Annotated in this window: 25 protein-coding genes; 2 read left to right on the top strand and 23 right to left on the bottom strand. The window is 49.6% G+C overall.

Features of this window, described 5'->3' with window-relative positions; genetic code table 11:
* Positions 1 to 9: 9 nt before the first annotated feature.
* From hslU to EDM60_RS17885, 15 genes are all read right to left on the bottom strand, one after another.
* The gene (gene hslU / locus EDM60_RS17955) at positions 10 to 1407 is read right to left on the bottom strand and encodes an ATP-dependent protease ATPase subunit HslU (RefSeq protein ID WP_063227640.1); all 1398 of its coding nucleotides are present in this window, start codon (positions 1405 to 1407) and stop codon (positions 10 to 12) included.
* Positions 1408 to 1426: 19 nt separating this feature from the next.
* Positions 1427 to 1969, bottom strand: a complete 543-nt coding sequence (gene hslV, locus EDM60_RS17950; protein WP_122965190.1) for an ATP-dependent protease subunit HslV — start codon at positions 1967 to 1969, stop codon at positions 1427 to 1429.
* 15 nt (positions 1970 to 1984) lie between these two features.
* Positions 1985 to 2926 (bottom strand): tyrosine recombinase XerC, encoded by a 942-nt coding sequence (xerC, locus tag EDM60_RS17945; protein ID WP_122965189.1) that lies wholly within the window; start codon positions 2924 to 2926, stop codon positions 1985 to 1987.
* 73 nt (positions 2927 to 2999) lie between these two features.
* Positions 3000 to 4304, bottom strand: coding sequence for an FADH(2)-oxidizing methylenetetrahydrofolate--tRNA-(uracil(54)-C(5))-methyltransferase TrmFO (gene trmFO / locus EDM60_RS17940; RefSeq protein ID WP_122965188.1), 1305 nt, complete (start codon positions 4302 to 4304; stop codon positions 3000 to 3002).
* Positions 4305 to 4343: 39 nt separating this feature from the next.
* Positions 4344 to 6422 carry a type I DNA topoisomerase gene (topA, locus tag EDM60_RS17935; protein ID WP_122965187.1) on the bottom strand — a complete coding sequence of 693 codons (2079 nt, stop codon included), beginning with the start codon at positions 6420 to 6422 and terminating at the stop codon, positions 4344 to 4346.
* Between the two features lie 109 nt (positions 6423 to 6531).
* Entirely contained in the window at positions 6532 to 7647 is a 1116-nt protein-coding gene (gene dprA, locus EDM60_RS17930; RefSeq protein ID WP_122965186.1) for a DNA-processing protein DprA, read from the bottom strand.
* Positions 7648 to 7779: 132 nt separating this feature from the next.
* Positions 7780 to 8682 (bottom strand): succinate--CoA ligase subunit alpha, encoded by a 903-nt coding sequence (gene sucD, locus EDM60_RS17925; RefSeq protein ID WP_122965185.1) that lies wholly within the window; start codon positions 8680 to 8682, stop codon positions 7780 to 7782.
* A gap of 44 nt (positions 8683 to 8726) precedes the next feature.
* Positions 8727 to 9887, bottom strand: a complete 1161-nt coding sequence (sucC, locus tag EDM60_RS17920; RefSeq protein ID WP_063227647.1) for an ADP-forming succinate--CoA ligase subunit beta — start codon at positions 9885 to 9887, stop codon at positions 8727 to 8729.
* 188 nt (positions 9888 to 10075) lie between these two features.
* Positions 10076 to 11131 carry a hypothetical protein gene (locus tag EDM60_RS17915; RefSeq protein ID WP_122965184.1) on the bottom strand — a complete coding sequence of 352 codons (1056 nt, stop codon included), beginning with the start codon at positions 11129 to 11131 and terminating at the stop codon, positions 10076 to 10078.
* 38 nt (positions 11132 to 11169) lie between these two features.
* Positions 11170 to 12063, bottom strand: a complete 894-nt coding sequence (locus tag EDM60_RS17910) for an AlbA family DNA-binding domain-containing protein (RefSeq protein WP_122965183.1) — start codon at positions 12061 to 12063, stop codon at positions 11170 to 11172.
* Positions 12064 to 12202: 139 nt separating this feature from the next.
* Positions 12203 to 12559, bottom strand: coding sequence for an SCP2 sterol-binding domain-containing protein (locus EDM60_RS17905; protein WP_122965182.1), 357 nt, complete (start codon positions 12557 to 12559; stop codon positions 12203 to 12205).
* A gap of 135 nt (positions 12560 to 12694) precedes the next feature.
* Entirely contained in the window at positions 12695 to 13009 is a 315-nt protein-coding gene (locus tag EDM60_RS17900) for a YbjQ family protein (protein ID WP_063227651.1), read from the bottom strand.
* A 116-nt stretch (positions 13010 to 13125) separates the two neighbouring features.
* Positions 13126 to 13938: a GGDEF domain-containing protein gene (locus EDM60_RS17895; RefSeq protein ID WP_122965181.1), complete on the bottom strand. Its 813-nt coding sequence runs from the start codon at positions 13936 to 13938 to the stop codon at positions 13126 to 13128.
* On the bottom strand, positions 13935 to 14306 hold the full coding sequence (locus EDM60_RS17890; protein ID WP_229049700.1) for a hypothetical protein: 372 nt from the start codon (positions 14304 to 14306) through the stop codon (positions 13935 to 13937). The genes EDM60_RS17895 and EDM60_RS17890 overlap by 4 nt, the downstream gene beginning before the upstream one ends.
* 15 nt (positions 14307 to 14321) lie before the next feature.
* Entirely contained in the window at positions 14322 to 15044 is a 723-nt protein-coding gene (locus EDM60_RS17885; protein WP_122965180.1) for an EAL domain-containing protein, read from the bottom strand.
* 449 nt (positions 15045 to 15493) lie between these two features.
* On the opposite strand from EDM60_RS17885, the gene EDM60_RS17880 reads away from it, so the two are divergent.
* Entirely contained in the window at positions 15494 to 15802 is a 309-nt protein-coding gene (locus EDM60_RS17880) for a protease inhibitor I42 family protein (RefSeq protein WP_122965179.1), read from the top strand.
* A 235-nt stretch (positions 15803 to 16037) separates the two neighbouring features.
* Here the strand turns inward: EDM60_RS17880 and EDM60_RS17875 are convergent, their stop codons facing one another.
* The gene (locus EDM60_RS17875) at positions 16038 to 17585 is read right to left on the bottom strand and encodes a YifB family Mg chelatase-like AAA ATPase (RefSeq protein WP_122965178.1); all 1548 of its coding nucleotides are present in this window, start codon (positions 17583 to 17585) and stop codon (positions 16038 to 16040) included.
* Positions 17586 to 17941: 356 nt separating this feature from the next.
* Here EDM60_RS17875 and EDM60_RS28410 point away from each other — a divergent pair, with 356 nt between their 5' ends.
* On the top strand, positions 17942 to 18130 hold the full coding sequence (locus EDM60_RS28410; protein ID WP_141254105.1) for a hypothetical protein: 189 nt from the start codon (positions 17942 to 17944) through the stop codon (positions 18128 to 18130).
* A 115-nt stretch (positions 18131 to 18245) separates the two neighbouring features.
* On the opposite strand, the gene EDM60_RS17865 is transcribed toward EDM60_RS28410, so the two are convergent.
* The 7 genes from EDM60_RS17865 to EDM60_RS17835 all read right to left on the bottom strand — a co-directional run bounded on the left by EDM60_RS17865 (position 18246) and on the right by EDM60_RS17835 (position 24550).
* Complete coding sequence (locus EDM60_RS17865; protein ID WP_122965176.1) at positions 18246 to 18437, bottom strand: hypothetical protein; 192 nt, start codon at positions 18435 to 18437, stop codon at positions 18246 to 18248.
* A 141-nt stretch (positions 18438 to 18578) separates the two neighbouring features.
* Positions 18579 to 19352 (bottom strand): nucleotidyltransferase domain-containing protein, encoded by a 774-nt coding sequence (locus EDM60_RS17860; protein WP_122965175.1) that lies wholly within the window; start codon positions 19350 to 19352, stop codon positions 18579 to 18581.
* Positions 19353 to 19446: 94 nt separating this feature from the next.
* Positions 19447 to 20805: an Ig-like domain-containing protein gene (locus EDM60_RS17855; RefSeq protein WP_122965174.1), complete on the bottom strand. Its 1359-nt coding sequence runs from the start codon at positions 20803 to 20805 to the stop codon at positions 19447 to 19449.
* Positions 20806 to 21145: 340 nt separating this feature from the next.
* Positions 21146 to 21523, bottom strand: a complete 378-nt coding sequence (locus tag EDM60_RS17850; RefSeq protein WP_122965173.1) for a YraN family protein — start codon at positions 21521 to 21523, stop codon at positions 21146 to 21148.
* Positions 21520 to 21810 carry an EscU/YscU/HrcU family type III secretion system export apparatus switch protein gene (locus EDM60_RS17845; RefSeq protein WP_122965172.1) on the bottom strand — a complete coding sequence of 97 codons (291 nt, stop codon included), beginning with the start codon at positions 21808 to 21810 and terminating at the stop codon, positions 21520 to 21522. The genes EDM60_RS17850 and EDM60_RS17845 overlap by 4 nt, the downstream gene beginning before the upstream one ends.
* Complete coding sequence (locus EDM60_RS17840) at positions 21807 to 23738, bottom strand: hypothetical protein (protein ID WP_122965171.1); 1932 nt, start codon at positions 23736 to 23738, stop codon at positions 21807 to 21809. The genes EDM60_RS17845 and EDM60_RS17840 overlap by 4 nt, the downstream gene beginning before the upstream one ends.
* Positions 23739 to 23773: 35 nt before the next feature.
* Complete coding sequence (locus tag EDM60_RS17835) at positions 23774 to 24550, bottom strand: ribonuclease HII (RefSeq protein WP_122965170.1); 777 nt, start codon at positions 24548 to 24550, stop codon at positions 23774 to 23776.
* Between the last annotated feature and the right edge of the window lie 27 nt (positions 24551 to 24577).

Below are 24577 nucleotides of genomic sequence, written 5' to 3'. Positions count from 1 at the left end.
ATCCAATGCTTACAAAATGTATTGACTCAAGTCTTTGTTCCCCGCGATTGTTCCCAGCTTTTGACGGACGTAATCCGGGGTGATCTGTACAACTTCCAGATGAATTTCCGGGGCTTCAAACGAGAGATCCTCCAGCAGCTTTTCCAGTATGGTGTGCAAGCGTCTCGCGCCGATATTGTCTGTACTCTGGTTCACTTCAGCAGCCATTTTGGCGATCTCCTGGATGGCTTCCGGCGTAAATTCCACTTGAACTCCCTCTGTTTCCAACAGGGCGACGTACTGTTTGAGCAGCGCATTTTTCGGTTCTGTCAAAATTCGCACAAAATCTTCGATACGCAAGCTCGTCAGCTCGACCCGAATCGGAAAACGTCCCTGAAGCTCAGGAATCAGGTCGGACGGTTTGGCCATATGGAATGCTCCGGCTGCGATGAACAGGACGTAATCTGTTTTCACAGGTCCATACTTCGTCATGACCGTAGAGCCTTCCACAATCGGCAAAATATCCCGTTGCACACCTTCGCGGGATACGTCCGGACCACGTCCGTCCTTGCCCGCAATCTTGTCGATTTCGTCGATAAAGATAATGCCATGCTGTTCAGCCCGACGAATCGACTCCTGCGTAACTTCGTCCATATCCACCAGTTTTTGCGCTTCCTGCTGAATTAATACCTTTCGGGCATCTTTAATTCGCAATTTTCGCTTCTTCGTCCGTTTAGGCATCAGGCTGCCGAGCATATCCTGCATTTGCATCCCCATTTGTTCTGTACCCGGAACTTGGAACATGTCAAACATGTTTGGCGACTGATCTTCTACATCTATCTCGATCATTTGTTCTTCCAGCTGTCCATTCGCCAGTTGCCAAGCCACCTGTCTGCGCTGTTGCAGGACGGAAGCCTCTTCCTGGTCATGCGACTCTTGTTGTTGCTGCTGTTGTCCGCCGAACAGCATCTCCAGCGGATTTTTGAACGAGCTTTGCGGTTTGCGGGATGGAACCAGCACATTGACGATCGCTTCATTCGCGAGCTTTTCTGCTTTTTCTTTCACTGACTCCATTTTTTCCTGCTTCACAGTTCGGATGGAGGCTTCCACCAGATCTCGCACCATCGACTCTACATCGCGTCCTACGTAGCCAACTTCAGTAAACTTGGTCGCCTCTACCTTGATGAACGGCGCGCCGGTTAATTTGGCAATGCGGCGGGCAATCTCGGTTTTACCCACCCCGGTTGGCCCGATCATCAAAATATTTTTAGGAACGACCTCGTCAATCATCTGTTCCGGCAAAAGGCTGCGCCGGTAACGGTTGCGAAGGGCTACAGCTATCGCTTTTTTCGCTTGTGCCTGCCCGACGATGTATTTGTCCAGATGCTCTACGATCTTACGCGGAGTTAATTGCTCAAGATTCAGCACAGAAGTTCCTCCCTTTCGCTCAATTCAACTCATCCACCACAAGATTGTTGTTCGTGAACACGCAAATCTCGGCAGCAGTTCGAAGTGATGCTTCTGCAATTTCTCGGGCACCAAGATGCGGCGCATATGTTTTCAGCGCGCGCCCGGCAGCAAGGGCAAAGCTGCCGCCAGAGCCAATCGCGAGAATGCCGTCATCCGGTTCGATGATTTCCCCGTTCCCGGAGATGAGCAAAAGATGCTCTCTGTTGCCCACAATCATCATGGCTTCCAGGCGGTGCAGCACTTTATCCAGCCGCCACTCCTTCGCCAGCTCGACAGCCGCTCGCTGAAGGTTGCCGTGGTATTCCTCAAGCTTGCCTTCAAACTTTTCAAACAGCGTGATTGCGTCAGCAACTGAGCCAGCAAAACCTGCTAAAACTTCTCCACGATAGAGCCTTCTTACTTTTTTAGCACCATTTTTCATGACCATGCTGTTTCCAAAGGTAACCTGACCGTCTCCGGCCATTGCGATTGCCCCATTGTGCGAAATAGCGAATATGGTTGTTGCGTGAAACTGTTCCATTACTGATTCCTCCCGTTATGTCCGTTTGGCGGAACCTGTACTATTCGGGTTAGCCCGCGGGTGAGCGGTGTCATATACATGGCGAAGTCGCTCCTTGGTCACATGCGTGTATACCTGTGTCGTGGAGACATTGACATGTCCCAGCAGTTCTTGGACCGTACGGAGGTCAGCCCCTCCATTTAACATATGGGTCGCAAACGTATGACGAAAGGTGTGCGGTGAGACACGCAAATGAGAAGCGCACATATCTACGTATTTGTCTACAATCCGGCGAACACTGCGGTCAGATAGCGGTTCTCCGCGATAATTGACCAGCAGGTTGCCGTGATCTACTCTTCCGGCCAACAGTTTTTCTCTTCCATACTCTAGGTATTGCCTAAGAACATCGCAGGCATAACTTCCCACAGGCACATACCGCTCTTTTGCCCCTTTTCCATATACAAGCGCGACGCCCATGCTCGGATTGATGTCGTCAACTGACAAGGTCACCAGTTCCGAAACGCGCATGCCGCTCGCGTACAACAGTTCAAATATCAGCCGATCACGTATTCCTAAAGGCGTTGATGTATCTGGCAGATCAAAAAACTCTTGAACCTCTTGCGGATACAAAAAGGAGGGGAGTTTCTTCTCCATTTTCGGAGTGGAGACGAGTTGAAATGGATTTTGTTCCAGCTGACCCTCACGCAACAAAAATCGATACAAGCTTCGCAAGCTGGAGAGCTTACGCGCAACACTTCGCCGGGATAACCCCCTGCCCGCCAAGTGTGCGAGAAAGGATCGACCATGCAAATAAGAAACAGCAGCAAATACGGAGATTTGGTGCTGTTCCATAAAGGAGACAAATTCGCTGATATCTGCCATATACTGCTTTACCGTATGAGGAGAGGCGTTTTTTTCTACTCGCAAATAACGGGTAAACATCGCAAGATCCGCAGAAATTTGTTGCGAAATGTCCATATGGGATGCACCCTCCTCGAAGCACCTATATAGTAACACAGACGAAATTCGGATATCAACGTTAATTGTGTCGTTATTGTGTAAAATTCTGAATTGTATCTAGCGCCCGCTCAGCGAGCTTTTCGTTTTTCTCACGCTTGTTTCGGATGCGTTCTGGCCACTCTGGAACCAGTCCGAAATTCGCATTCATCGGCTGGAAATGTTTCGGATCAGCCGTCGTAATATACCGCGCCATGCTGCCCATTACCGTTTCAGGCGGGAGGACGATCAACTCTTCCCCTTTTGCCAGTCGCGCAGCGTTGATGCCTGCGAGCAGTCCGGATGCAGCCGATTCCACATAGCCTTCCACTCCGGTCATTTGCCCTGCAAAGAACAATGTATCGCGTTCCTTGTACTGATAGGTCGGACGAAGCAGCTTGGGAGAATTGATAAAGGTGTTGCGGTGCATGACGCCGTAGCGCACGATTTCGCAGTTTTCCAGTCCCGGGATGAGCGAGAAGACGCGCTTTTGCTCAGGCCACTTCAAATGGGTTTGGAAGCCGACGATGTTGTACAAAGTAGCCGCTCCGTTGTCCTGGCGAAGCTGAACGACTGCATACGGCTTTCTGCCTGTGCGGGGATCGGTCAAACCGACTGGCTTCATCGGTCCGAAAACCATCGTTTGGCGTCCGCGCTTTGCCATTACTTCGATCGGCATGCAGCCCTCGAAGAAAATTTCTTTTTCAAATTCCTTCAGCGGAACAGCTTCGGCTGCGATCAGCTCATCGTAGAAGCGATTAAATTCTTCCTCTGTCATCGGGCAGTTCAGGTAGGCAGCCTCCCCTTTATCGTAACGGGAAGCGACAAACACTTTGTTCATGTCGATCGAGTCTTTTTCGATAATTGGGGCTGCAGCATCATAGAAATATAGGTATTCTTCCCCAGTCAGCTCTTTCAGCTTTTGGGACAAGGCTGGCGATGTCAGCGGGCCAGTCGCAATGACGACAATCCCGTCAGCCGGGATGTCCGTGATCTCGTCGGTGATCACTTCAATCAGCGGATGATTTTTCACCGCATCGGTAACGTAGCCGGCAAACTCATGTCGGTCTACCGCGAGTGCTCCACCCGCCGGAACGGCGCAACGGTCAGCAGCCTGGATGATGACCGAGTCCAGCCGACGCATTTCTTCTTTTAATACGCCGACTGCATTGGTCAAAGTATTCGCTCGCAAGGAGTTGCTGCAAACCAGTTCCGCGAATTTGTCTGTATGATGGGCAGGCGTTTGGGTTTTCGGCCGCATTTCGTACAGCTTGACAGGAATCCCTGCCTTGGCGATTTGCCAGGCAGCCTCACTTCCTGCCAACCCTGCGCCTACGACTGTGATAGTTGGTGTTGTCATGCTGTTTTTCCTCCAAGCTACAAATTGTACCTCGTCCAATCAGGAGTCTGCTTCTTCCTGGTAATCGCATTTGGTGCAGACGACGCTGACCCCTTGCTTCTTGCGCTTTTTCTCTACCATCAGGCTTGAGCATTTCGGGCAAGGACGGGCAATCGGTTTGTCCCACGATACAAAATCGCATTCCGGGTATTGGTTGCAACCGTAAAAAATACGGCTCTTTTTAGATTTACGTTCAATAATGTGTCCGGTTTCACATTGTGGGCATTTTACTCCCGTTTCTTTGACGATCGGTTTCGTATTCCGGCAATCCGGGAAGCCGGAACAAGCGAGGAACTTGCCAAAACGTCCGAGCTTGTAGACCATCACGCGACCACAAAGCTCGCAGGTTTCATCAGACTCTTCGTCTTTCAGCTCGACTTCCTTCATCTCTTCCTCGGCTACGGCTACCCGCTTGGCAAAGCCTCCGTAGAACGCATCGAGAATGTTGACCCAGTTGGCAGTGCCTTCCTCGATCTCATCCAGATCAGACTCCATGTGAGCCGTAAATTCCGCATTGAGAATCTCCGGGAAAAACTCCTCAATCAAAGTAATGACGATCTCACCCAACTCCGTCGGAATAAAGCGTTTTTCCTCCAAAGCGACGTAGCCGCGCTTTTGGATTGTTTCCAAGGTAGGCGCATAAGTGGAAGGCCGTCCGATGCCGCCTTCTTCCAGCGTTTTGATAAGACGTGCCTCGGAGTATCGCGGCGGCGGTTGCGTAAAGTGCTGGGCCGGGGTGATTTCTTGATGTTCAAGGGTCTGCCCTTCATCAATCGGCGGCAGGAAGCTTTCTTCTTCTGTCCCGTCATCGTTTCCTTCTATATAAACCTTCATAAATCCAGGGAATTTCACTTTCGAGCCAGTCGCCCGGAACATGATGCCCCCTGCATCTATATCCACACTCATCGTATCGAGTACAGCCGAAGACATTTGGCTGGCGAGAAACCGTTCCCATATCAGGCGATACAAACGCAACTGATCCCGCGACAAAAATTCTTTGATTTCATCCGGTGTGCGAGACACAGACGTAGGACGAATCGCTTCGTGCGCATCCTGAGCGTTTTCTTTTTTGGCCTGGACGCGAGGTTCAGCCGGTATGTAATCAGCGCCGAATTTTTCCTGTATGTACTCTTTCGCTTCATTTTGTGCGGTTTCGGATAAGCGTGTCGAGTCTGTACGCATATACGTAATCAAACCGACTGCGCCTTCCTTGTTGCCAACATCGATCCCCTCGTACAGCTCCTGGGCGATGCGCATGGTCTTGGCCGTGCGGAAATTCAGTTTGCGGGCTGCTTCCTGTTGCAAGGAGCTGGTGATGAACGGCGGAGCCGGATTGCGTTTGCGTTCGCGCTTGGTCACCTTTTGCACGACAAACGGCTGGTCCTTCATTCTGTCCAACACTTGTTTGACATCTTCTTCGGATTTCAGTTCTACCTTTTCGTCCCCATAGCCGTAAAACTTCGCTTCAAACTCTTTGCCATTGCTTGCGAGCTTGGTGGCAATCGTCCAATACTCTTCAGGAATGAACGACTGAATTTCGCGTTCCCGATCCATGATCAGCTTGACCGTAACTGATTGAACGCGCCCTGCACTCAAGCCTTTGCGCACTTTTTTCCACAAAATCGGACTGATGTTGTAACCGACAAGCCGATCCAGAATGCGGCGGGCTTGCTGGGCGTTGACCAAATCCATATTGATGTGTCGCGGATGCTTGAACGCTTCTTTGATCGCGTCTTTCGTGATTTCGTTGAACACAACCCGAAGCGGCTGGTTCAAATCCAGATTCAGATACTGCGCCAGATGCCAAGCAATTGCTTCTCCTTCGCGATCCGGGTCGGCAGCCAGATAAACTTTTTTCACTTTTTTGGCGGCATCCTTCAAGCTCTTGAGTACATCGCCCTTGCCGCGAATCGTTATGTATTTGGGTTCAAAGTCATGATTGACATCTACCCCCATCTGGCTTTTCGGGAGGTCGCGCACATGACCCATGGACGCTTTCACGATATATTTGCTTCCCAGATATTTTCCAATGGTTTTCGCTTTCGCAGGGGATTCTACGATTACGAGCGTATCAGCCATTTTTTTCCTCCCCTTTTAGTAAGGAATCTTCCCTATTATTAAATATGCTTATCCGATTTGTCAAACACTTGCAAGGGGTAGGGAGTTCGCAGCACATGTGACACAAGCCTCAACGCCGTGCAAAATACCCCCCTGGCAGGGCAGTCAGCGCCCCTTTTGCCTCCAGTCTGAGCATCAACTGATGGATGCTTTTGCGTCGATCCGGTTCCAATTGCTGAACAATCTCGTCTACATGAACGCCATCGTACGTTATCGATTCTACGATTGCCTTTTCTTCTGGAGACAGCTCGCTGTCATGGCTCTTTTTGGCATCTGCTGTTCCAGACGGCACATCTGGTGGCAACACAATCGGCAATTCCTCCAAAATGTCGCTTGCACTTGTTACTAGCTTTGCACCTTGTTTGATCAAGTTATGCGGGCCAGCGCTCAACGATGAAAAAATAGGTCCGGGAACGGCAAAAACGTCGCGCCCTTGCTCCAAAGCACAGTCAGCCGTAATCAGCGATCCGCTTTTCTCTGCCGCTTCTACAACCAAAACACCCAAACTAAGTCCGCTAATCATTCGGTTTCTTTCCGGAAACAACCCGGGAAAAGGAGGCGTATGCGGCGGATACTCAGACAAAAGTAGTCCGAAAGATTCAATTTTTTGATAGAGCGCTTGATGTCTCGGCGGATAAACATGATCGAGTCCACATCCGAGCACGGCAATCGTTTTTCCTCCTGCCGCAAGAGCAGCCTGATGCGCTTCCCCATCGATCCCGTGCGCCAAGCCGGAGACAACGGCAAGACCTGCACGCACCAGCTCCTTCACCAAAAACGCACTGCTGGCCCGCCCGTATGGCGTAGGCTTCCGCGAGCCCACAACGCCGATAGACGGCACTTCAAGCAGCTTGCTATCCCCACGGTAGAACAAGGTCAATGGCTGATCAGGAATATGGCGGAGCGAAGCAGGATACGCTTCGTCCCAAACGCACAAGAAACCGACTTTTTTCGCTTCCCGTTCGCCAAGCATCCGCTCGACTACAGCTGGATTGGTTTGCGCATCAACTTGTTGAATTAGCTCGATCGACAGCCGCAATTCTTCTCCGACCAAACGCCATTCATCGACAGCATTCTGCAAAGAGCCTGCCAGCTCATGAATTTGTCTAATTTTTTTGCGACCCAGGCCAGAGATCATCGTCAGGATGAACAACCAGTCTCGCTCGCTGATTTTCGGTTTACGCATGCAAAACTCCCTCCCGCGGAACGCCGTTTGGTGTAACGGTTTCGAGAGTCATTGTACCGAAAGACAGCGGCCTCCTTCAAAAAAAGAAAAAGTGGACAAGCCTGTGCCTGTCCACTTCTGCTATCTTCGTTCTTATTTGTTGAGAACTTTGTCGAGCATACCGCGCTCTGTCAACAGTTCTACCAGTGTTTCACCGATAACTGCTGGCGTTTTCGCTACGCGAACACCGCACTCTTCGAGCTTGGCGATTTTCTCAGCCGCAGTACCTTTACCGCCGGAAATGATCGCACCAGCGTGGCCCATGCGTTTTCCTGGAGGCGCAGTTTGTCCGCCAATGAAACCTACAACTGGTTTTTTCATGTTCGCAGCGATCCATTCAGCTGCTTCTTCTTCCGCAGTACCACCGATTTCACCAATCATGATCACTGCTTCTGTGTCTGGATCTTCGTTGAACATTTTCAGTACATCGATAAATTCCATACCTTTTACAGGGTCTCCACCGATACCAACAGCAGTGGATTGACCAATGCCGCGAGTAGATGTTTGGTGAACCGCTTCATACGTCAAGGTACCGGAGCGGGATACGATACCCACTTTACCAGGAGTATGGATGTAGCCAGGCATGATACCGATTTTGCACTCGCCTGGAGTGATAACGCCAGGGCAGTTAGGTCCGATCAGCTTGGTTTTCTTGCCTTCCATGTAACGTTTTACTTTTACCATGTCGAGGACAGGAATACCTTCGGTGATGCAGATTACGAGATCCAGCTCAGCGTCAACCGCTTCCATGATCGCGTCAGCAGCGAATGGAGGAGCAACGTAAATAACGGATGCGTTTGCACCAGTTTTTTCTACTGCTTCTGCTACTGTGTTGAAAATTGGAATACCGTCAACTTCAGTGCCGCCTTTACCAGGTGTTACACCGCCAACCATTTGTGTACCGTACTCAACGGCTCCGCGAGTGTGGAACAAACCTGTTGCACCGGTAATCCCTTGTGTAATTACTTTTGTATTTTTGTTAACGAGAATACTCATCGCGTATTTTTCCCACCTTTTTTAACGTATCTACTCGCAATTGCTTACTTTACCAAGGATACGATTTTCTCAGCGCCATCAGCCATGGATTCAGCTGCAACGATGTTCAGACCGGACTCATTGAGGATTTTCTTACCGAGATCCACGTTGGTACCTTCGAGGCGCACAACGAGCGGTTTGTCCAGTTGAATTTGTTTTGCTGCATTTACTACGCCGTTTGCAATGACATCACATTTCATGATGCCACCGAAAATGTTAACGAAAATACCTTTAACTTTTTCATCGCGCAGAATGATTTTGAACGCTTCGGTTACTTTCTCTTCTGTAGCACCGCCGCCTACATCGAGGAAGTTGGCAGGGTCTCCACCGTAAAATTTCACGATGTCCATCGTTGCCATTGCCAGACCTGCACCGTTTACCATGCAACCGATGTTACCATCGAGTGCGATGTAGGACAGATCGAATTTGGACGCTTCGATTTCTTTCTCGTCTTCTTCATCCAGATCGCGCAGAGCTACGATGTCAGCATGACGATAGAGAGCGTTGCTGTCGAAGTTCAGTTTGGCATCGAGTGCCATTACTTCACCGTCGCCAGTAACAACGAGCGGGTTGATTTCAGCGATAGAGCAATCTTTGTCAACAAATGCTTGGTACAAGCTCAGCATGAACTTCGCTGCTTTGTTGATCAGTTCTTTTGGAATGTTGATTGCGTAAGCCAGGCGACGTGCTTGGAACGCATTCAGACCTGTTACCGGATCGATTACTTCTTTGAAGATTTTTTCTGGAGAGTGAGCAGCTACTTCCTCGATCTCCGTACCGCCCTCTTCGGAAGCCATCATAACAACGCTGCCAGTCGCACGGTCAACAACGACACCAACGTAGTATTCTTTTTTGATATCGCAGCCTTGCTCGATCAAAAGGCGTTTTACTTCTTTGCCTTCTGGTCCTGTTTGATGAGTTACCAACACTTTGCCAAGAATTTCGTTGGCATATGTACGAACTTCATCCAGGTTTTTCGCCACTTTTACACCGCCAGCTTTACCGCGGCCACCAGCGTGGATTTGCGCTTTTACCACAACTACTTGGGTGCCCAGTTCTTTCGCTGCTTCAACAGCTTCATCCACTGTGAACGCTACGCGACCTTCAGGAACTTTTACACCGTACTGCTTAAGTATCTCTTTACCTTGATACTCATGAATGTTCATTCTCCATCCTCCTATGGCAGATAAAGATCGGCAAGCTTTTAGACCGGCTAAAGACATCTGCGTCTTCCTCCGGTCGAAGCCTCCACTATCAGTGCAACGTAACTATTCTACGACAAAAAATGCAAAAGTGGTAGTAATATGTTGTCCTTATCGTGACCATAACTTCGAAACTTCATGAGGAACAACCATCATTTTCTAAGACTTTGAAACAATTTCCACTGATTTTCCGCGATTTCACTGTGAATATACCATTTTGCGTCCAGTTGAAAATAATTGGCGTACAAGACGACTTCGCGCTCTTTTCCATTCACAAAAAAGGAGAGGCGATACTGTTCGTGCCCCGGATCTTTCGGTGCTTCTTTTAACAAATCGGCTGCTTGTAAAAGCCGCACGGCCTGGTGTGCGATCCCTTGCTCCACTGTCGTTTTTCTTACTTCCACTTCGATGTTTTCCGAAGCGGCAGCACCCGTAGCCGAAATTCGGATTTGGCTGGCCTTGAACAGCTGCTCAAACGTTTTGTCGCCTGTATCCGCGGGAGGAATCCACTCCGTCAGCTTGGAGAAAAGTCCTCCATCCACGCGAAACGTATGGGTTTCTTTTCCAAAAGGCACACTGATCAATGTCGGCGTGAGCACCGTCACTTCGAGCGGCCTGTCTGTTGCGTTGATTCGCATCTGGTAATTCGGATAGAGCGCGTATTGCTTGTTCGCTGCCCCCGGCTCAGGCGTGGCCGTTGCCAGCACCTTGCGGATCAGGTCCGCTTCTGCTTCGCCAAGCGCCCTCGTCTTGCCCAAATCGTCAGCCGAGAGCAACACGGTATCAATTTTTTGCGACAGCAAGCCTTTTCCTGTCAGCTTCTGAATCCATTGATAAAAAGCGACAGCGCCTGCTCCCCGATATGTATTTTCGCCAAACTGGCTGGCTCCTTCTCCTACCGCCACCACTAGCGGAGCTAACTGCTTCCGGTACAATACAAGCGTAAAACGCACGTCTTCCTGCTTCAAAGCTTCTTCTGAGAGCTGCAAATCCTTGCCTTGATTAGACAGTTCTTTCATGAAGGTAGGCAAATCCAGCATGACTTCCTGGCCGTCTGTGGACATGACTGTCGCCTTTTCTACGGCGCCTAGCTCCGTCTCGATGCGATCGTTCATGTCAGCTGGAACTTTGTCAGACTGCGCACAACCGGAAACAAACATGCTTGCAACCATCACGACTAACAAATAAGCACGCAAAGACGATACCATCAGCAACCTCCTTCGAGTATCAGCCCTGCCCGATGAATCTAGAGAAGTCCCAGTCGTCGGCTGATCTCACTGCCAAGTTTTCGTTTGACGTAAATTTCGCCAATCTGATGCGGGTCTTTTACCACAACCGAGCGATTGTTCGTGCGGATCACAACGTATTTCTCGCTGTTTTTGTCCAGCCCGCAAATCAGCTCGGAGGAAACCTCCACAAAAATAGCGACAACATGCTTTCCGTCGACTTTTTTCAGGGAGATTTTAGGGAAAGGTGTTAAAAATGGCGACGTCTTGTCCTGAATGTACTGAGTAATGGCCAAAAGGTATTTATCCGGGTCTCCGTATTGCTCAATCTCGTGATCAATGCCGCAAATGCTGCCTTCATCGGTAATTCCCAAAAAAAGATTGCCGTTGTTCGAATTGGCAAATGCCACAACTGTTTTAATAATTCCGCCTTTGGACAGCAAAAAGTCGCGCTTGAACTCGATCATGTCGTTTTCGCCAAGAGAAGTTGCTACAACCGGATCATCGATGCGTCCAAGATAACGAAATCGGCTGATCGCTCCCAAACGGTATACGTATTCTTCGAAGATATCAGCAGGCAAAGACAGGTCTTCCAGACTCGCATCTGTATTCTGCCATAATTTATACGTCTGGGGAGCGAAGCACATGTCAAACAATACATTTCCACCCAAAGATCGTATGTTCATTCCGATGGAAGCAGGCTTTGTCACGCTGGGCTGGTAAGGAGGATCGTTCTCGACCTCCAGCACACCGGAGTGAAACAAATAGTCGAAATAGTGCCGAGGGAGCTTGGCATGCTGTCTGAGCAGCTCTCGTTCGGTTGTCCCTCTTCTCATCTCCTGATACAAGTCAAAACGCACAGATTGTCCATCCAGTCCGTGTACGATTGCAATTAAGGAACAAATATGGCGCATGGTTTCCCTCGTTCTTTTCTTTGGAATACTTGTCATTGTTTGGTCATATTTTAACGCAACTATTCGGAATTTGACCAGTTTTTTTCCGTGACTGACTTGTGACGGGCGGCTAACAGCACCGCCGGATTGGTTTGTCTGTTCACTCGTTTCCTGCTCTTAGAGAGGATGTCTGGTAGCTGTACAGCAAAGTCTGCAGCTTTAAAGACAGCCCCATGTCCCCTTTGATTTTCAATTTGCCCGTGACGAGGGCCGCAGCCGGATTAAGCGTTCCCTGTACCAGCTTGATGAAATTTTCGCCGGACAACTCCAGCGTGCAGCCTGCCTGCTCAGTAATCCCTAGCCGATAGGTCGCTTCATCGTTGCCGAATTTGATTTCATACGTCCCGTTCTCTTCCCCGCCAAGCACAAAATGATACACGGCGAAAAAGCCGCGAATCGGTTTGGGATTCGCCTTGATTTTTTGCGCAAGCTCGACCAGTGTTGCTTCTACAGACACATTTATCACCTCAGTCTCTTAGTCCAGCTTACCTCATCTCTGCCATTTTAAACAGTCCGTAGCATGGCTCAGGCCAGCAGCTTCTGCCTTTTTACCACATACAGCGCAAAAAAAGAAAGCCGGGCATCTGCCGGCTTATTTTACACGTACTGCTGTTCCGGTCGCTATGACCATCATCATGCCTTCACGGAGTGTTTCAAAATCGAGATCGACGCCAACTACTGCGTTTGCGCCCAGTGCGCGAGCTTTGTCCTTCATTTCTTTCAAAGCCATTTCCCGGCCTTCCGCCAGCTTACTCTCGTACGATCCGCTTCTGCCACCGATGATGTCCGTAATCCCTGCCAAAAAGTCGCGGACTACGTTCGCTCCCATAATGACCTCTCCGCTGACAATGTCCAGATACGCTTCGATTTCTCTTCCTTGCACAGTGTTGGTTGTAGTAACAATCATGTAAAGAGCCTCCCCTGACCGAACTCGTCTCGTTATGTCATTAAGAAATACGAATAAAAACAGAGTTGGTTTCACCAAGTGTATGCACAATCCTGTTCTCTTATCCGGCGCTTCTGTTACGAAGGAAGCGCCGAAGCAGTCTTCTGTGCTTTGATAGCAGAAGACTCAAGGCTTGCCTGGGCGATCAGTTCTCTCCAGGATCGTTTGAAAAAATCAGGATCTTCACATCCATTCACATGCCCAACGGCTGCGGAAACCGTGATGTCCAGCACGTTTGTCGGCCGGGAGATCAAATCGATGTACTGCTCGATCAACGCGATTGGTGCAGTGGAGATCAGGACAAATTCATCCCCTGCGTAACGGCACAAATGGTCTCCCTGATCCTCGGCAATCGAGGAAAGCACAGCGGAATAGGTCCGGATGACATCATCACCGAACGGATGACCGTATTGCTTATTGATTCTGCCAAAGTCATTCAAATCGATAAACAGCAAATGAAACGGAATCTGCTTACGCAAATAGCTTTCCCCGATAAACTGGATATAAGGTGCCCGATACAAGCCAGAGAGCGGGTCCTTGTATTCCGCTATTTTCATTTCTACTGTTTCCTTGGTAATCATCCCGCTTACCTGCTCTTCGTCGAGGACAATCGCCAATTTGACATTTTCATTGAGAAAATAATGATGGGCTTCCCAAATATTTTGGTCTGCCAGCAAATAATGCATTTGATTACACATAGCATCAGCGACAATTCGATTCGGATGAGCAGTGAGGACATCTCTGGAAGTCACTAATCCTACGAGCTCTCCATGGTCAATGACGACGAGCGAATCCATCTGGTACTGGCTCATAAGCCTTGCTGCGTGGGAGACGGATTTGTCAGAGGAAATGGAATGAATCGTTGGAATCATGATCTCTGAGATGTTCATAGCAAATCCACCTCGCGTTGTACCGACAATGCAATTTTCAGCTCAGATCGCAAAACCATGGATTCACTGATCATCCGCTCTGATTCTTCCAAAATAATTTTCATTAGCAATTTTTCGTCCATCATTTGCAAGAGCGAGTTTCTCAACAAGACAGCTTCGATCTTGGGATGATCGATCTTCAGCAAAGTAAACTGCTCCGGCGACAAGGCTTCTGCCATTCTCCGCACTGCTTCCGGCCCGATTGGCGCTTTCCTCCCGATAATCAGCAAATCCTGCATGGGAGGGACTTCAAATTCAGATATTTTTAAGGAAAGGGTCGCTTTCCTCGAATATACACTACTATCACCAAACATTAGTAATTCCTCCAATTCTGCTCCCCCCTCTTAATCCTCCTGCAAACGGCCGGGCTTGCCAAAAAGGTATCCCTGACCCATTGCAATTCCCAATGAAGAGGCGCAAGCAAAATCTTCTTCTTCTTCAACTCCTTCGAGAATGAGTTGAGGTTCATGCTTGCAAAATTCGACAAACAGCTTTACGACTTTTTGTTTTTCTTGCGAAGTCGAAAGCTCCTTGGAATAAAAGCGATCGATTTTGATGAAATCCGGCGAAAGATCGGTAATCTTGTGAAAAATATTTGCTGCATCGCCTACATCATCCAAAGCGATCAAAAAACCCATTGCTTTCAATTCACTGATGCGCCGCGTAAAAACAGGTTCGTGCCAGCATTCTCCCTCCATGATGGACTCGTTGATCTCCAGCACGATTCGCGTCAAATACGGAAAAAAAGCTTGTCTGATCTCCTCGATGAACGCTGGAAACGAGTCCTCCACAATTGTGGTGGGAAAAATGTTCACAAACAGGAGTTCATGATTGTGTTCCATGGAAGAACGAAAAAAAGTCGAGAGCGCATGCCGAAATGATTGGGTGTCCAATTCCGGCAGCTTTCGTTTTTCCTTTGCCGTAGAAAACAACAACTCCGGGTTCTGCCCCGCTTTGCTGCGCAAGAGCACTTCATACCCTATCCGGTTTTTTTCCGGAAATTGGCATATCGGTTGAAAGGCGTGGTAATACTCTCTTTTCTCAAATAGTTCCGCAATGCTCTCCATCAATTTTCCTTTCCCTTTCCTAGCAAATATGTACACAGAGAAAAGCTTTCCAAGTGTGAGGTGCATAGGATGTACGCCCAAACCATTTGGAAGTGCTGGGAAGTTCAACAAACAGTCTGGACCGTAAAAATGCCTCTCGACACTCTGGAAATCCTTTGACGAAAAAACTAGGCAAAAGAGATTACAAAATCCCTAAAACATTCGACATTATGTGTCTTTATTCCTATACATTCGCCATTATTTTGCAAATCCCTTTCCAAATCATACTAATTCGGCCGAAAAAAATGTGCTCCGGTATGACGTGTTCCTTTTTTCACAATGCTTTCCTTCGTTTTTTTCTATATGTATCAATTATTTTTCACTCATACTATGCTTTGCACATGTGGGCATTTGCTTCCTTTTTACATACAGTATCAGGAGACTTTTTCTTCCGGAAAGGACGATGGATCATGGCATTAAGCTCTACCTTCACTTTGCAAGTCCAAAGTGGGCATGTGTTTCCCATAGCACTTGAGGCGAATCCTACGACTGGTTACCAGTGGGCGCTATCCAATCCTGTAGACGAGCGCTTTCTCGTTTTCCAATCCACTGAATTTGTCCCTCCTGCCCAAGCGGCACGAATCGGGCAAGGCGGTCATCAACGCTTTGCGTTTCGGGCAATCAACCGCGGCGTGACTACTCTTTCCTTTAAATATTGCCGGCCTTGGGATCAGTCAGATTGCGCGAGCTTTGTCTTTTATATCGTGACGATTGTTTAGAGTGTCTGGGGCTGGGGCTAGGGCTGGGCACTGGGGCCGAAACTGACACTTGATAAACACGCACGCGCGTTCTATAGGACTGGTGTTATTAGCATGTTGAATAGTCTCGCTTCCTGCTTCCTGCGTTACAGTTAGGGTTAGGGTTAGGGTTAGGGTTACAGTTTCAGCTTCGGTTTCTGCTCTTGCCTCTTTTTTTAAAAACAGCCATGCCAGTCAAACAGTCCGCTCTAGCAGGTTAAAGCGGCACTCCCCTGTCCAGCGCCCTGTACCGGATCGCCTCCGCGACATGCGCTGCATCAATGTGTGAGGAACCATCCAGGTCAGCGATCGTTCGCGCTACTTTGACGATTCTGTCGTAGGCTCTCGCACTTAATCCCAATGTCTCAAAAGCGAGCTGCAACATCTCTTGGCCTTCTTTGTCCAGTCTGGCAAAATTCCGCAGTTCTTCCGCATTCATCATGCTGTTAAAAGGATTTCCCGGTCGGTGCCGATACCTTTCGCACTGAATGGCGCGCGCCTGTTCAACTCTGGCTCGAATATCTTTCGACGTTTCTTCGGCTTTTCGATTGTGCAGCAGTTGAACAGGTACACGCGGCACCTCTATGTGCAAATCAATCCGGTCGAGCAACGGCCCTGACAGCTTGGAACGATACTTGTGTATTTGCTGGGGCGAACAAGAGCATACTTGTTTTTCCCTGGCAGCAAAAAATCCGCATGGACAAGGATTGCATGAGCCGATCAACAAAAATTGGGCCGGAAACGTAAACACCTGCTTGGCTCGTCCAATCGTAACCTTGCCCGCTTCCAATGGCTGGCGCAGCACTTCGAGGACATGCCGGGAGAACTCCGGCATTTCATCCAGAAACAAGATTCCGCCGTGAGACAGGCTGCATTCACCGGGTCGGGGGATTTGCGCCCCGCCGCCAATCAAAGCTGTTGCTGTAATCGTATGGTGGGGAGCGCGAAACGGCCGTTCTTCAATCAGTCCGCCCTCGCGCGTAAGATGGCCTGCGATACTGTATATTTTCGTCACCTCGTACGATTCATCCATCGTCATCTTGGGCATGATGCCCGGCAAGCAGTTGGCCAGCAGTGTCTTGCCACAGCCAGGTGGACCGACCAAAATCACGTTATGAAAGCCTGCTGCCGCAATTTCCAAGCCGCGTTTGACGAATTGCTGACCGTAAACATGGGATAAATCGGGAGTTTGATTGGAGTGGGAAATGTTGCGGAAGGCTGCTGGTTGCTTTGCTGTTTCTTGCCGATTTTGCGGCTGGAGTCCTTCTTTCCAGTAATGGACAGCTTCCGTTAAATTGCCAGCTGGCAAGACGATCATATCGACAAGCCGTGCTTCTGCCGCGTTGGTCTGCGGCAGGATGACGTGGGTAAAGCCTGTCTTTTTCGCTTCCAGCAGGATAGGAAGAACGCCGGAGACAGGGCGCAAAGAGCCGTCGAGTGCCAGCTCTCCGAGGACGAGAATACGTTCTGGTCTGGTTGCCAATTGTTTCGATGCAAGCAAAATTCCCAGCGCGATGGCAAGATCGAAGCCTGAGCCTTCCTTGCGCTGATCCGCTGGTGCCAGATTGACGGTAATTCGCTGCATCGGATACTCATAGCCTGCATTTCGCAAAGCAGCGCGCACACGATCGCGCGCTTCCTTAACCGCTGATCCGCCAAGCCCGACCAGATCGAACTGCGGCAATCCGTTGGCGATATCCGTTTCTACCGTTACCACCATTCCATCAATTCCGAAAACCGTTCCAGAATAACTGCATGCGTACATGTTTCTCTCCCCCTTCCCTTTTAAGAGTAGGAAAAGAAAGTGGGGGTGGGCAAGTTTATTGGTGGGGCATGGAGATTAGTGCATAATGGCTGTTTTACTGCTTGGAATAGAAAGCGAAGATGAGCAAGCTTATTGGTGGGCACGCAGATTAGTGCAAAATGGCTGTTTCACTGCTTGGAATAGAAAGCGAAGGCGAGCAAGCTTATTGGTGGGCACGCAGATTAGTGCAAAATGGTTGTTTCACTACTTAGAAGAGACAGTGAAGGTGGACATGTCTATTGATAGACACGGAGATCAGTGTATGAACGGCTACCTCACTACCTTGGTAAAGACACCCAAGGGGAGCAAGTTTATCGATGGGCATGGAGATCAGAGCAAAAATGGCTGCCTCACTGCTTAGAAGAGCCTTTGAAGGTATGCAAGTCTATTGGATGGCTGACACGGAAATCAGTGTACAAATGGCTGCTTCACTACCTGATAAAAACACCGAAGGCGAACCAATTTATAGGAAGGCACGAGGAGCGCACTCACATGAGGAAACTTGAAACAGACCCAAAAAAGACCTGCCCCTGATCGGCAAGTCTTTTTGGCTAACCCATAATTGCAAATTCGATTCATTATCGTTGGAACGCATTGCGTTGTGAGAGTTGACCGCGCCTCTCAGGAAAGCTCTTTTTTCATGTTGGCAATCAGCTTGTCCGCGTTGTTCTCGTCGTTGTCAAACATCACGAGATCGTGCAGCACGATGCCGTCCACGTTTTGAATCGCTTGCGACATCGAGTCGGCAAGCTGTTGCATATCGATTTTTTCCGCTTTCTCCACGTCCAATACAAGTACAAGCTTTTTCTTCATGTGAAAATCCTCACTTTACGATAAAAATGATAGTAGCGCCAAGAACGTATATACAACGGCATTATACCAAATAAATGGCGGAGTATCGACAGCGACAATGGATGGAACGTGCTGCTCCCCTGACGTCATTGGACGTTCTCACTACGTTTGCCAAGCTGTTTGCAAATAGCGCCGAAACACACTATCGAGCACAGGCGTATAGTCTTGCCGACGGTCTGTAAACTCCTTGGCATCTTTCGTCAGTCTCTCCAAGCTGCCCTCAATATACTCGTGAATGACGTCGATTCGCGGTTCCATCCGAAGCTCATCTCCCGCCATTTTTCTGCGCAATAACTCATCGATTTCCCGCTTCAAGGCCGAATCGCTCACCATCTCGGATACCAACTGTTGAAACAGGAGCGGCGGATTCGTTTTGTTTTGTTTGATCCATTCGCAAGCGAGGAGCGGACGCAGCACGTAAAAATATTTTTTGCTTTTTACATGATCGCCTTGCAAATCTTTTCGGTAATTCCCGCTCGCCATGCTCAAGTAATGGTGCATGGCTGTCTTCGGTGAAAACAAATCGCTGCTCAGACGAATAAGCTCATCACGGAAACCGAGGTCATCCTGATAAACGATTTCGGAAGCGAGCCATTCTTGCAACGCCGGATTCGATTTGCGAAACAGCTTGAGCGCTTTTCGAATGTCCCAGCCGTTTATATCCAAGACTTCATCAATCGGCAGCTCCAGAACATCTCGTTTGTCGTCGATCGATAAATACCACTCCGGCCTGTGAATATAGACAAAGCGCACGTCATAGTCGCTATCCTGCGACGGGAAACCCCAGGCCCGGCTCCCGGACTCGACAGCAAACAATATTTTCAGCGCATGTTCTCTTTCCATCTCCGCCAGCTTTCGCTGGATGACTTCCTTCATCGTCCTTCCCCCCTATTTGCTCTTCATTTAGATATGATGATGCAAAAAGCCCGCTGAATCGTCAAGCTTTGATCCAGCGAGCTTTTTTTGGCTGTTATTTTACAGTTACTTTAATTTCAACTTCTTCGCCTTTGTACGAAGCAGTAATGGTTGCTGTTCCTTTTGCTTTCGCTGTTACTTTTCCGCTATTGGATACAGTAGCTACCGAAGACTTGGAAGTGCTCCAGCTAGCTTTCGAACCAACGAGCTTTTTGCCGTCATATTTCAGCGTAATCGTTTCTTTGTCGCCTTTTTTCAGGCTCAAGCTGGTGTCGTCTGCCTCCAGCAAATCGCTGCCGCTTTTTGTGCCAACGGTAACCTCGATTTTCACTTCTTCGCCTTTGTAGCTCGCAGTGATAGTCGCTGTTCCTTTGTTTTTAGCAGTGATCGTGCCATCATCATCAACAGAAGCTACAGAGGATTTGGAAGATTTCCACTCAGCTTTGTTTCCTTTGATTTTTTCGCCGTCATAGCGGAGAGTAATGGTTTCCTCTTCGCCTTTTTTCATTTTGAGCTTGGTTTCGCTAGCTTCCAGGTCGCCAGACTCGTCGCCACTGTCAACTTTTACTTCAATCTCGATTTTATAGCCCTTGTATTCTGCTGTAACGGTTGCTGTTCCTTTGCCTTTGGCTGTGATTACGCCATCGTCGTCAACCGTAGCTACAGAGGTCTTGGAAGACTTCCATTCCGCTTTGGAGCCAGCCAGCTTTTCATCCTCATAAGTAAGCTTGATCGATTGACGCTCGCCTTTTTTCAATGAAATTTTGGACTCGCTGGCTTCCAGCTTGCCAGATTGATTCGCCGTTACTTTTACGCTAATGTCGACGCTTTTTCCTTTATAGGTGGCAGTGATGACTGTCGTTCCGCTTGCTTTTGCGGTAACAACGCCTCTTTTTACGGTTGCCACAGATTCGTTGGAAGAAGACCAGCTTGCATCGATTCCGTCAATGGTTTTGTTGTTGTATTTTAAAGTGATGGTTTGTTGTTGTCCTTTACGAATGCTGACAGATGAGCTGGAAGCATCCAATGTTGGCTCTTTGGATACCGACGCACGGATACGAATGGATTCGCCATTGTATCGTCCTGTAATGATAACCGTTCCTTCTTTGTAGCCGGACACGATGCCATTATGGACTGTCGCAAGCTTGCTGTTCGAAGTTGTCCAAGCAACAAGCGCTCCGTCCAGTGGTTGTCCATTGTAAGTCAGCTTCAGCTTGTATGGTTGACCGATAGTCACTTCTGCATAATACGAGCTTGCCTCAAAGCCTTTTTCCGATGCTTTTGCCACATAGCTACTGTTGTTCACAGCTTGCGGAGCCGATACTTGTGCGGAAGCGATGCCTGTCACAGACAGCTGAACCGTAAAAATGGTCGCTACAGCGAGAGAAATGTTTTTCATTGTTTTCATTTTCATCTTTTTACCCTCCACTTTGTTTCCTTCATCAAATAAGACGCACGAGTTGGAAAAATGTCACATCAAAATCATACGTTTTTTAGAAAAACATTTGTTTTTCAAAAAAACTTTTATTTGACGAGGGGTCTGTGGAGAAGTCGTTGCTCCCTATATGTATCGGCACATTTTCGATGAGCCATTTGCCCGCGAAAAGAAAAAATGCCTTCCAGCCTATGCCTGGAAGGCGAATGATGATGCTTGGAGGAGTTTCATCGCGTCGAGTACAGTACATAGTACGCTGGCAATGCAACGGTTGCTGTAGACATATCCCCATAAAACAGGGTGGCCCGGAGCCCGTTTTTTAAAAGGCATTCATAAAATGCTCAATTACCGGCTCTGACGGCTCGCTTCGGTCGTTGCCGCCAGGGTGAAAAATGGCGACGACATCAAAGCGGAAAGAAGCGATCGGCTGCTGCTGGGCCTGTATGTACGCCATCGCCAGCTGTCGCAGCTTTTGCTTCTTTTTCCACGTCACGGACTCAGCCGCAGTTCCAAAGGCCCAGCTGCTCCGCGTGCGCACCTCTACAAAGACGAGCGTCTTGTCGTCTTGGACAATCAGGTCGATCTCGCCTTGTTTCGTCCGGGTATTTTGCTCGACGATCCGATACCCTTTTTGCGCCAGATAACGCATCGCCAGCTGCTCGCCTTTTTGTCCGAGAAGCCTGCGGCGATCGCTCATCCTTTTGCGCCTCCCTTGTCAAGCCGATACACAAAGGCTAGAATCTCCGCTACAACCTGATACAGCTCGGGAGGGATTTGCTGATCGAGATCAAGCTTTCCCAGCACTTCTACCAGGGAAGGGTCCTCCTGGATCGGGATATCGTTCTCTTTGGCTGTTTTCAGGATGTTTTCGGCAACGAAGCCCTTTCCTTTTGCCACTACTTTAGGCGCTTCCATTACACCTGCCTGGTATTTGAGAGCGACGGCCTGTTTCCGTTTGTTTTCATGGTTGGGGGATTGGTTCATATGCGCACATCCATCCCTCTGTAGTCGGCAAATAGGGCCCCTTGCGCCTGACTGCTTCCTGCTGGCTTGCTTTGCCTGTCAGGAACAGGCTGGATTCGCATGGCGGACAGATGATAGCCTACATCGTTCAACTGTTGGGCAAACCGATCCTTTGTGCCTTGAGCCAGTGCCTCCAGCCAAGGGGAGTCATTGAAGATTTGCAGGTTCACAATCCGATTGACGATCCCGACGTCAATCATCGTCGTTCCCATGCCTTTCAGCTCCAGGTGGAAAAACAGTCGGCAATTTTCCGGGTCCAGCTTTCCACTTCCCTGCTTCTTCGATTCGATTTGGACAAAAGCGGTCTCTTCCCCTTCTGCCTGGCGAATCGGAATTTGCAGCACGATCTGGGACAGTGCCTGGTTGCTTGGCTGAACCATCATCAGTTGTTGTCCGGTTACTTGTTGCAACAATTGATCAGCTGCCTCGCGAAGCGCAGCGGGCACTGACTGTGCGGGAGCCTGGTTGATCTGCAAAAGCAACGATTTCACTGTCTCGATCTGCTTGTGCGTCCCTGCATCTGTCTGCTGTTGGCCCAGTGCCTGACCCATCAGCCCGCGTTCGTGGTTAATCCCGAGGTGTCGGAACAGTTCCACGAGCGGATTGGAGGATGCTGCACCGGATGCATTTGCCGCCACGGCTGGCTGGACAAGCGCAGAGGTCGACTGACCGCTTGCCGTCGCAGCGGCTTGCTTGTCAACAGGAGAAAGTCCGGCCGTTTGTCCCGGATTCGCCGCTTGTACATGTGGCGCACCAGACATCTGACTGTTGCCAGTCGCTCCAGCCAGTGCCGTGCCTCCAGTGTTCGGAGTTTCCGGTTGTACGGATGGGGCTACAGCAGCAGTCGTTTGTCGAACAGCAGGAGAAATGTCGGGAGCAACCGTCTTCTCCCCTGCCACGAGAGCTTGCGTAGCGCCGGGCAAATTGGTTTGGGCAACGGCACGATCAGCCCCTTGCCCTGTCAAAGCTTGTCCTGGCGCTGTATTCAGTGCGCTTGCAACTGGAGCAGAGCCGCCAGTGGGCGCTTTTGTCTGCGGATTCGCGATAATGGTCTGTGGCGCATTTTGACTGGCATTGCTTCCGGCAGCCTGCTGTCCGCCCGTGCTCGCTACTCCACCCTGCGTCACTGGTTTGGAGCCAGCCCCAGCCTCTCCGTTCTCTCCAGCCGCTACCAGCAAAGGCAGCGCCGTCAGCTTTTCCTTCAACTGGCTGACCACTTGACGAATATCCGCACTCGTCACTCCTGCTGAGTGAGCCTGCCCCATAGGAGCCGTCTGGCCCGGCAGTTTGTGCTCGCCACTTGCCTCCTCGCCCAAAAACATCGCGGCTTGCTGCAAAAAATTTTGGATCGTCTGCCCCAGCGGTTTGCCGGACATAAAAGCCTTCAAACCCGCAACCGAATCTGGTGTGAGCGGCAAATTTCGTTTCATTGCCAAAAGAAACGCATCTACTGTACTGTCATCCATCCCGATGCGCTGCGTCACTTGCGAAAATGCCTGAACGACTTCCTTGGTGACAGGCAAATTGGCATTTACCAGCGCTTGGACAATCGCTTTGCTCTCTTTTGTCTCCGTAATCCCGAGCGACCGCATCAAGTTCTCCAGAGAAGCTTCCTTGCCAGGTGCCTCAACAGGCGTATCCAGTACCTTCAAGGTTACGACCCCTGTTGAAGGCTGTACTTGCAGCCATGCCTTTTGACCCGCTTCGAGATTCGCTTCCAGCTTTGCCTGGACCTGCATTCCACCGATCTGAACCAGCGCCATTTGATCGGGATAATGCTTGACGACGGTTCCTTTGAATACTTGTCCTGGCGTCAGCTCCACCGGCTTGACTGTGGCGGAAGGAGTCTTTTGCACAAGGGATGATATAAGTTGCGACGGGGAAAACATACACTTCTCCTCCTCTGGAAAGCGCTCGGTAGTCGTTAGGCGTGCTCTTTCACCCCGGTAAATGTCACGCGGTGAAGAGGGGTTGGCCCGTATGTAGCAATCGCAGCCAAATGCTCCGCTGTGCCGTAGCCGGCATTTTTGTCGAAGCCATACTGCGGATACTGTTTGGCGTATTCCGCCATCATTCTGTCTCTGGTCACTTTCGCCACGATGGAGGCTGCTGCAATCGAGACGCTTTTCGCATCTCCGCCAATGATCGGAATTTGCTTGCACGCGACATCATTCAGTTGTACAGCATCGATCAACAGCACGTCAGCAGGTACTCCGGCATCCTCGATTGCGGCCTTCATCGCTTCCTTCGTAGCGGCCAAAATATTGATGGCATCAATGCGGGCGGCATCGACAATACCGATTCCGACCGCCACGGCATCCCGCATGATCACTTCGTAAAAAGCTTCGCGCGTAGCTACCGGAACTTTTTTGGAATCGTTCAAGCCTGGCAAATAAAAATCGGGCGGCAAGCAAACGCAGCTTGCGACGACAGGTCCTGCCAGCGGCCCTCTGCCCACCTCATCCACTCCAAACACGTGTGAATATCCTTTTTCGTGCAGCGCACGCTCGTATGCCGTCATCTCTGTCCACATTTGCGCGAGCTTGGCCCGACGCGCCATCGCCGCTTCTGCCTGCTTGGCCAGCGCCTGAACACCTGCCCGTTTATCTGCTTGTAAACATTGTAAAAAATCATTGGATATCTCGTCCAACTTTTCGATCGCCATTCGTATTTCTTTTATCGACATATCTGCCAGGTTCATTGACTCATTTCTCCTTCTTACGAAAAA

The organism is Brevibacillus parabrevis, from assembly GCF_003710905.1.
In the GTDB taxonomy this organism is placed as follows: Bacteria; Bacillota; Bacilli; order Brevibacillales; family Brevibacillaceae; genus Brevibacillus; species Brevibacillus parabrevis.
The sequence above is the reverse complement of the archived record's forward strand: the minus strand, read 5'-3'. Positions and strand labels throughout refer to the sequence as shown.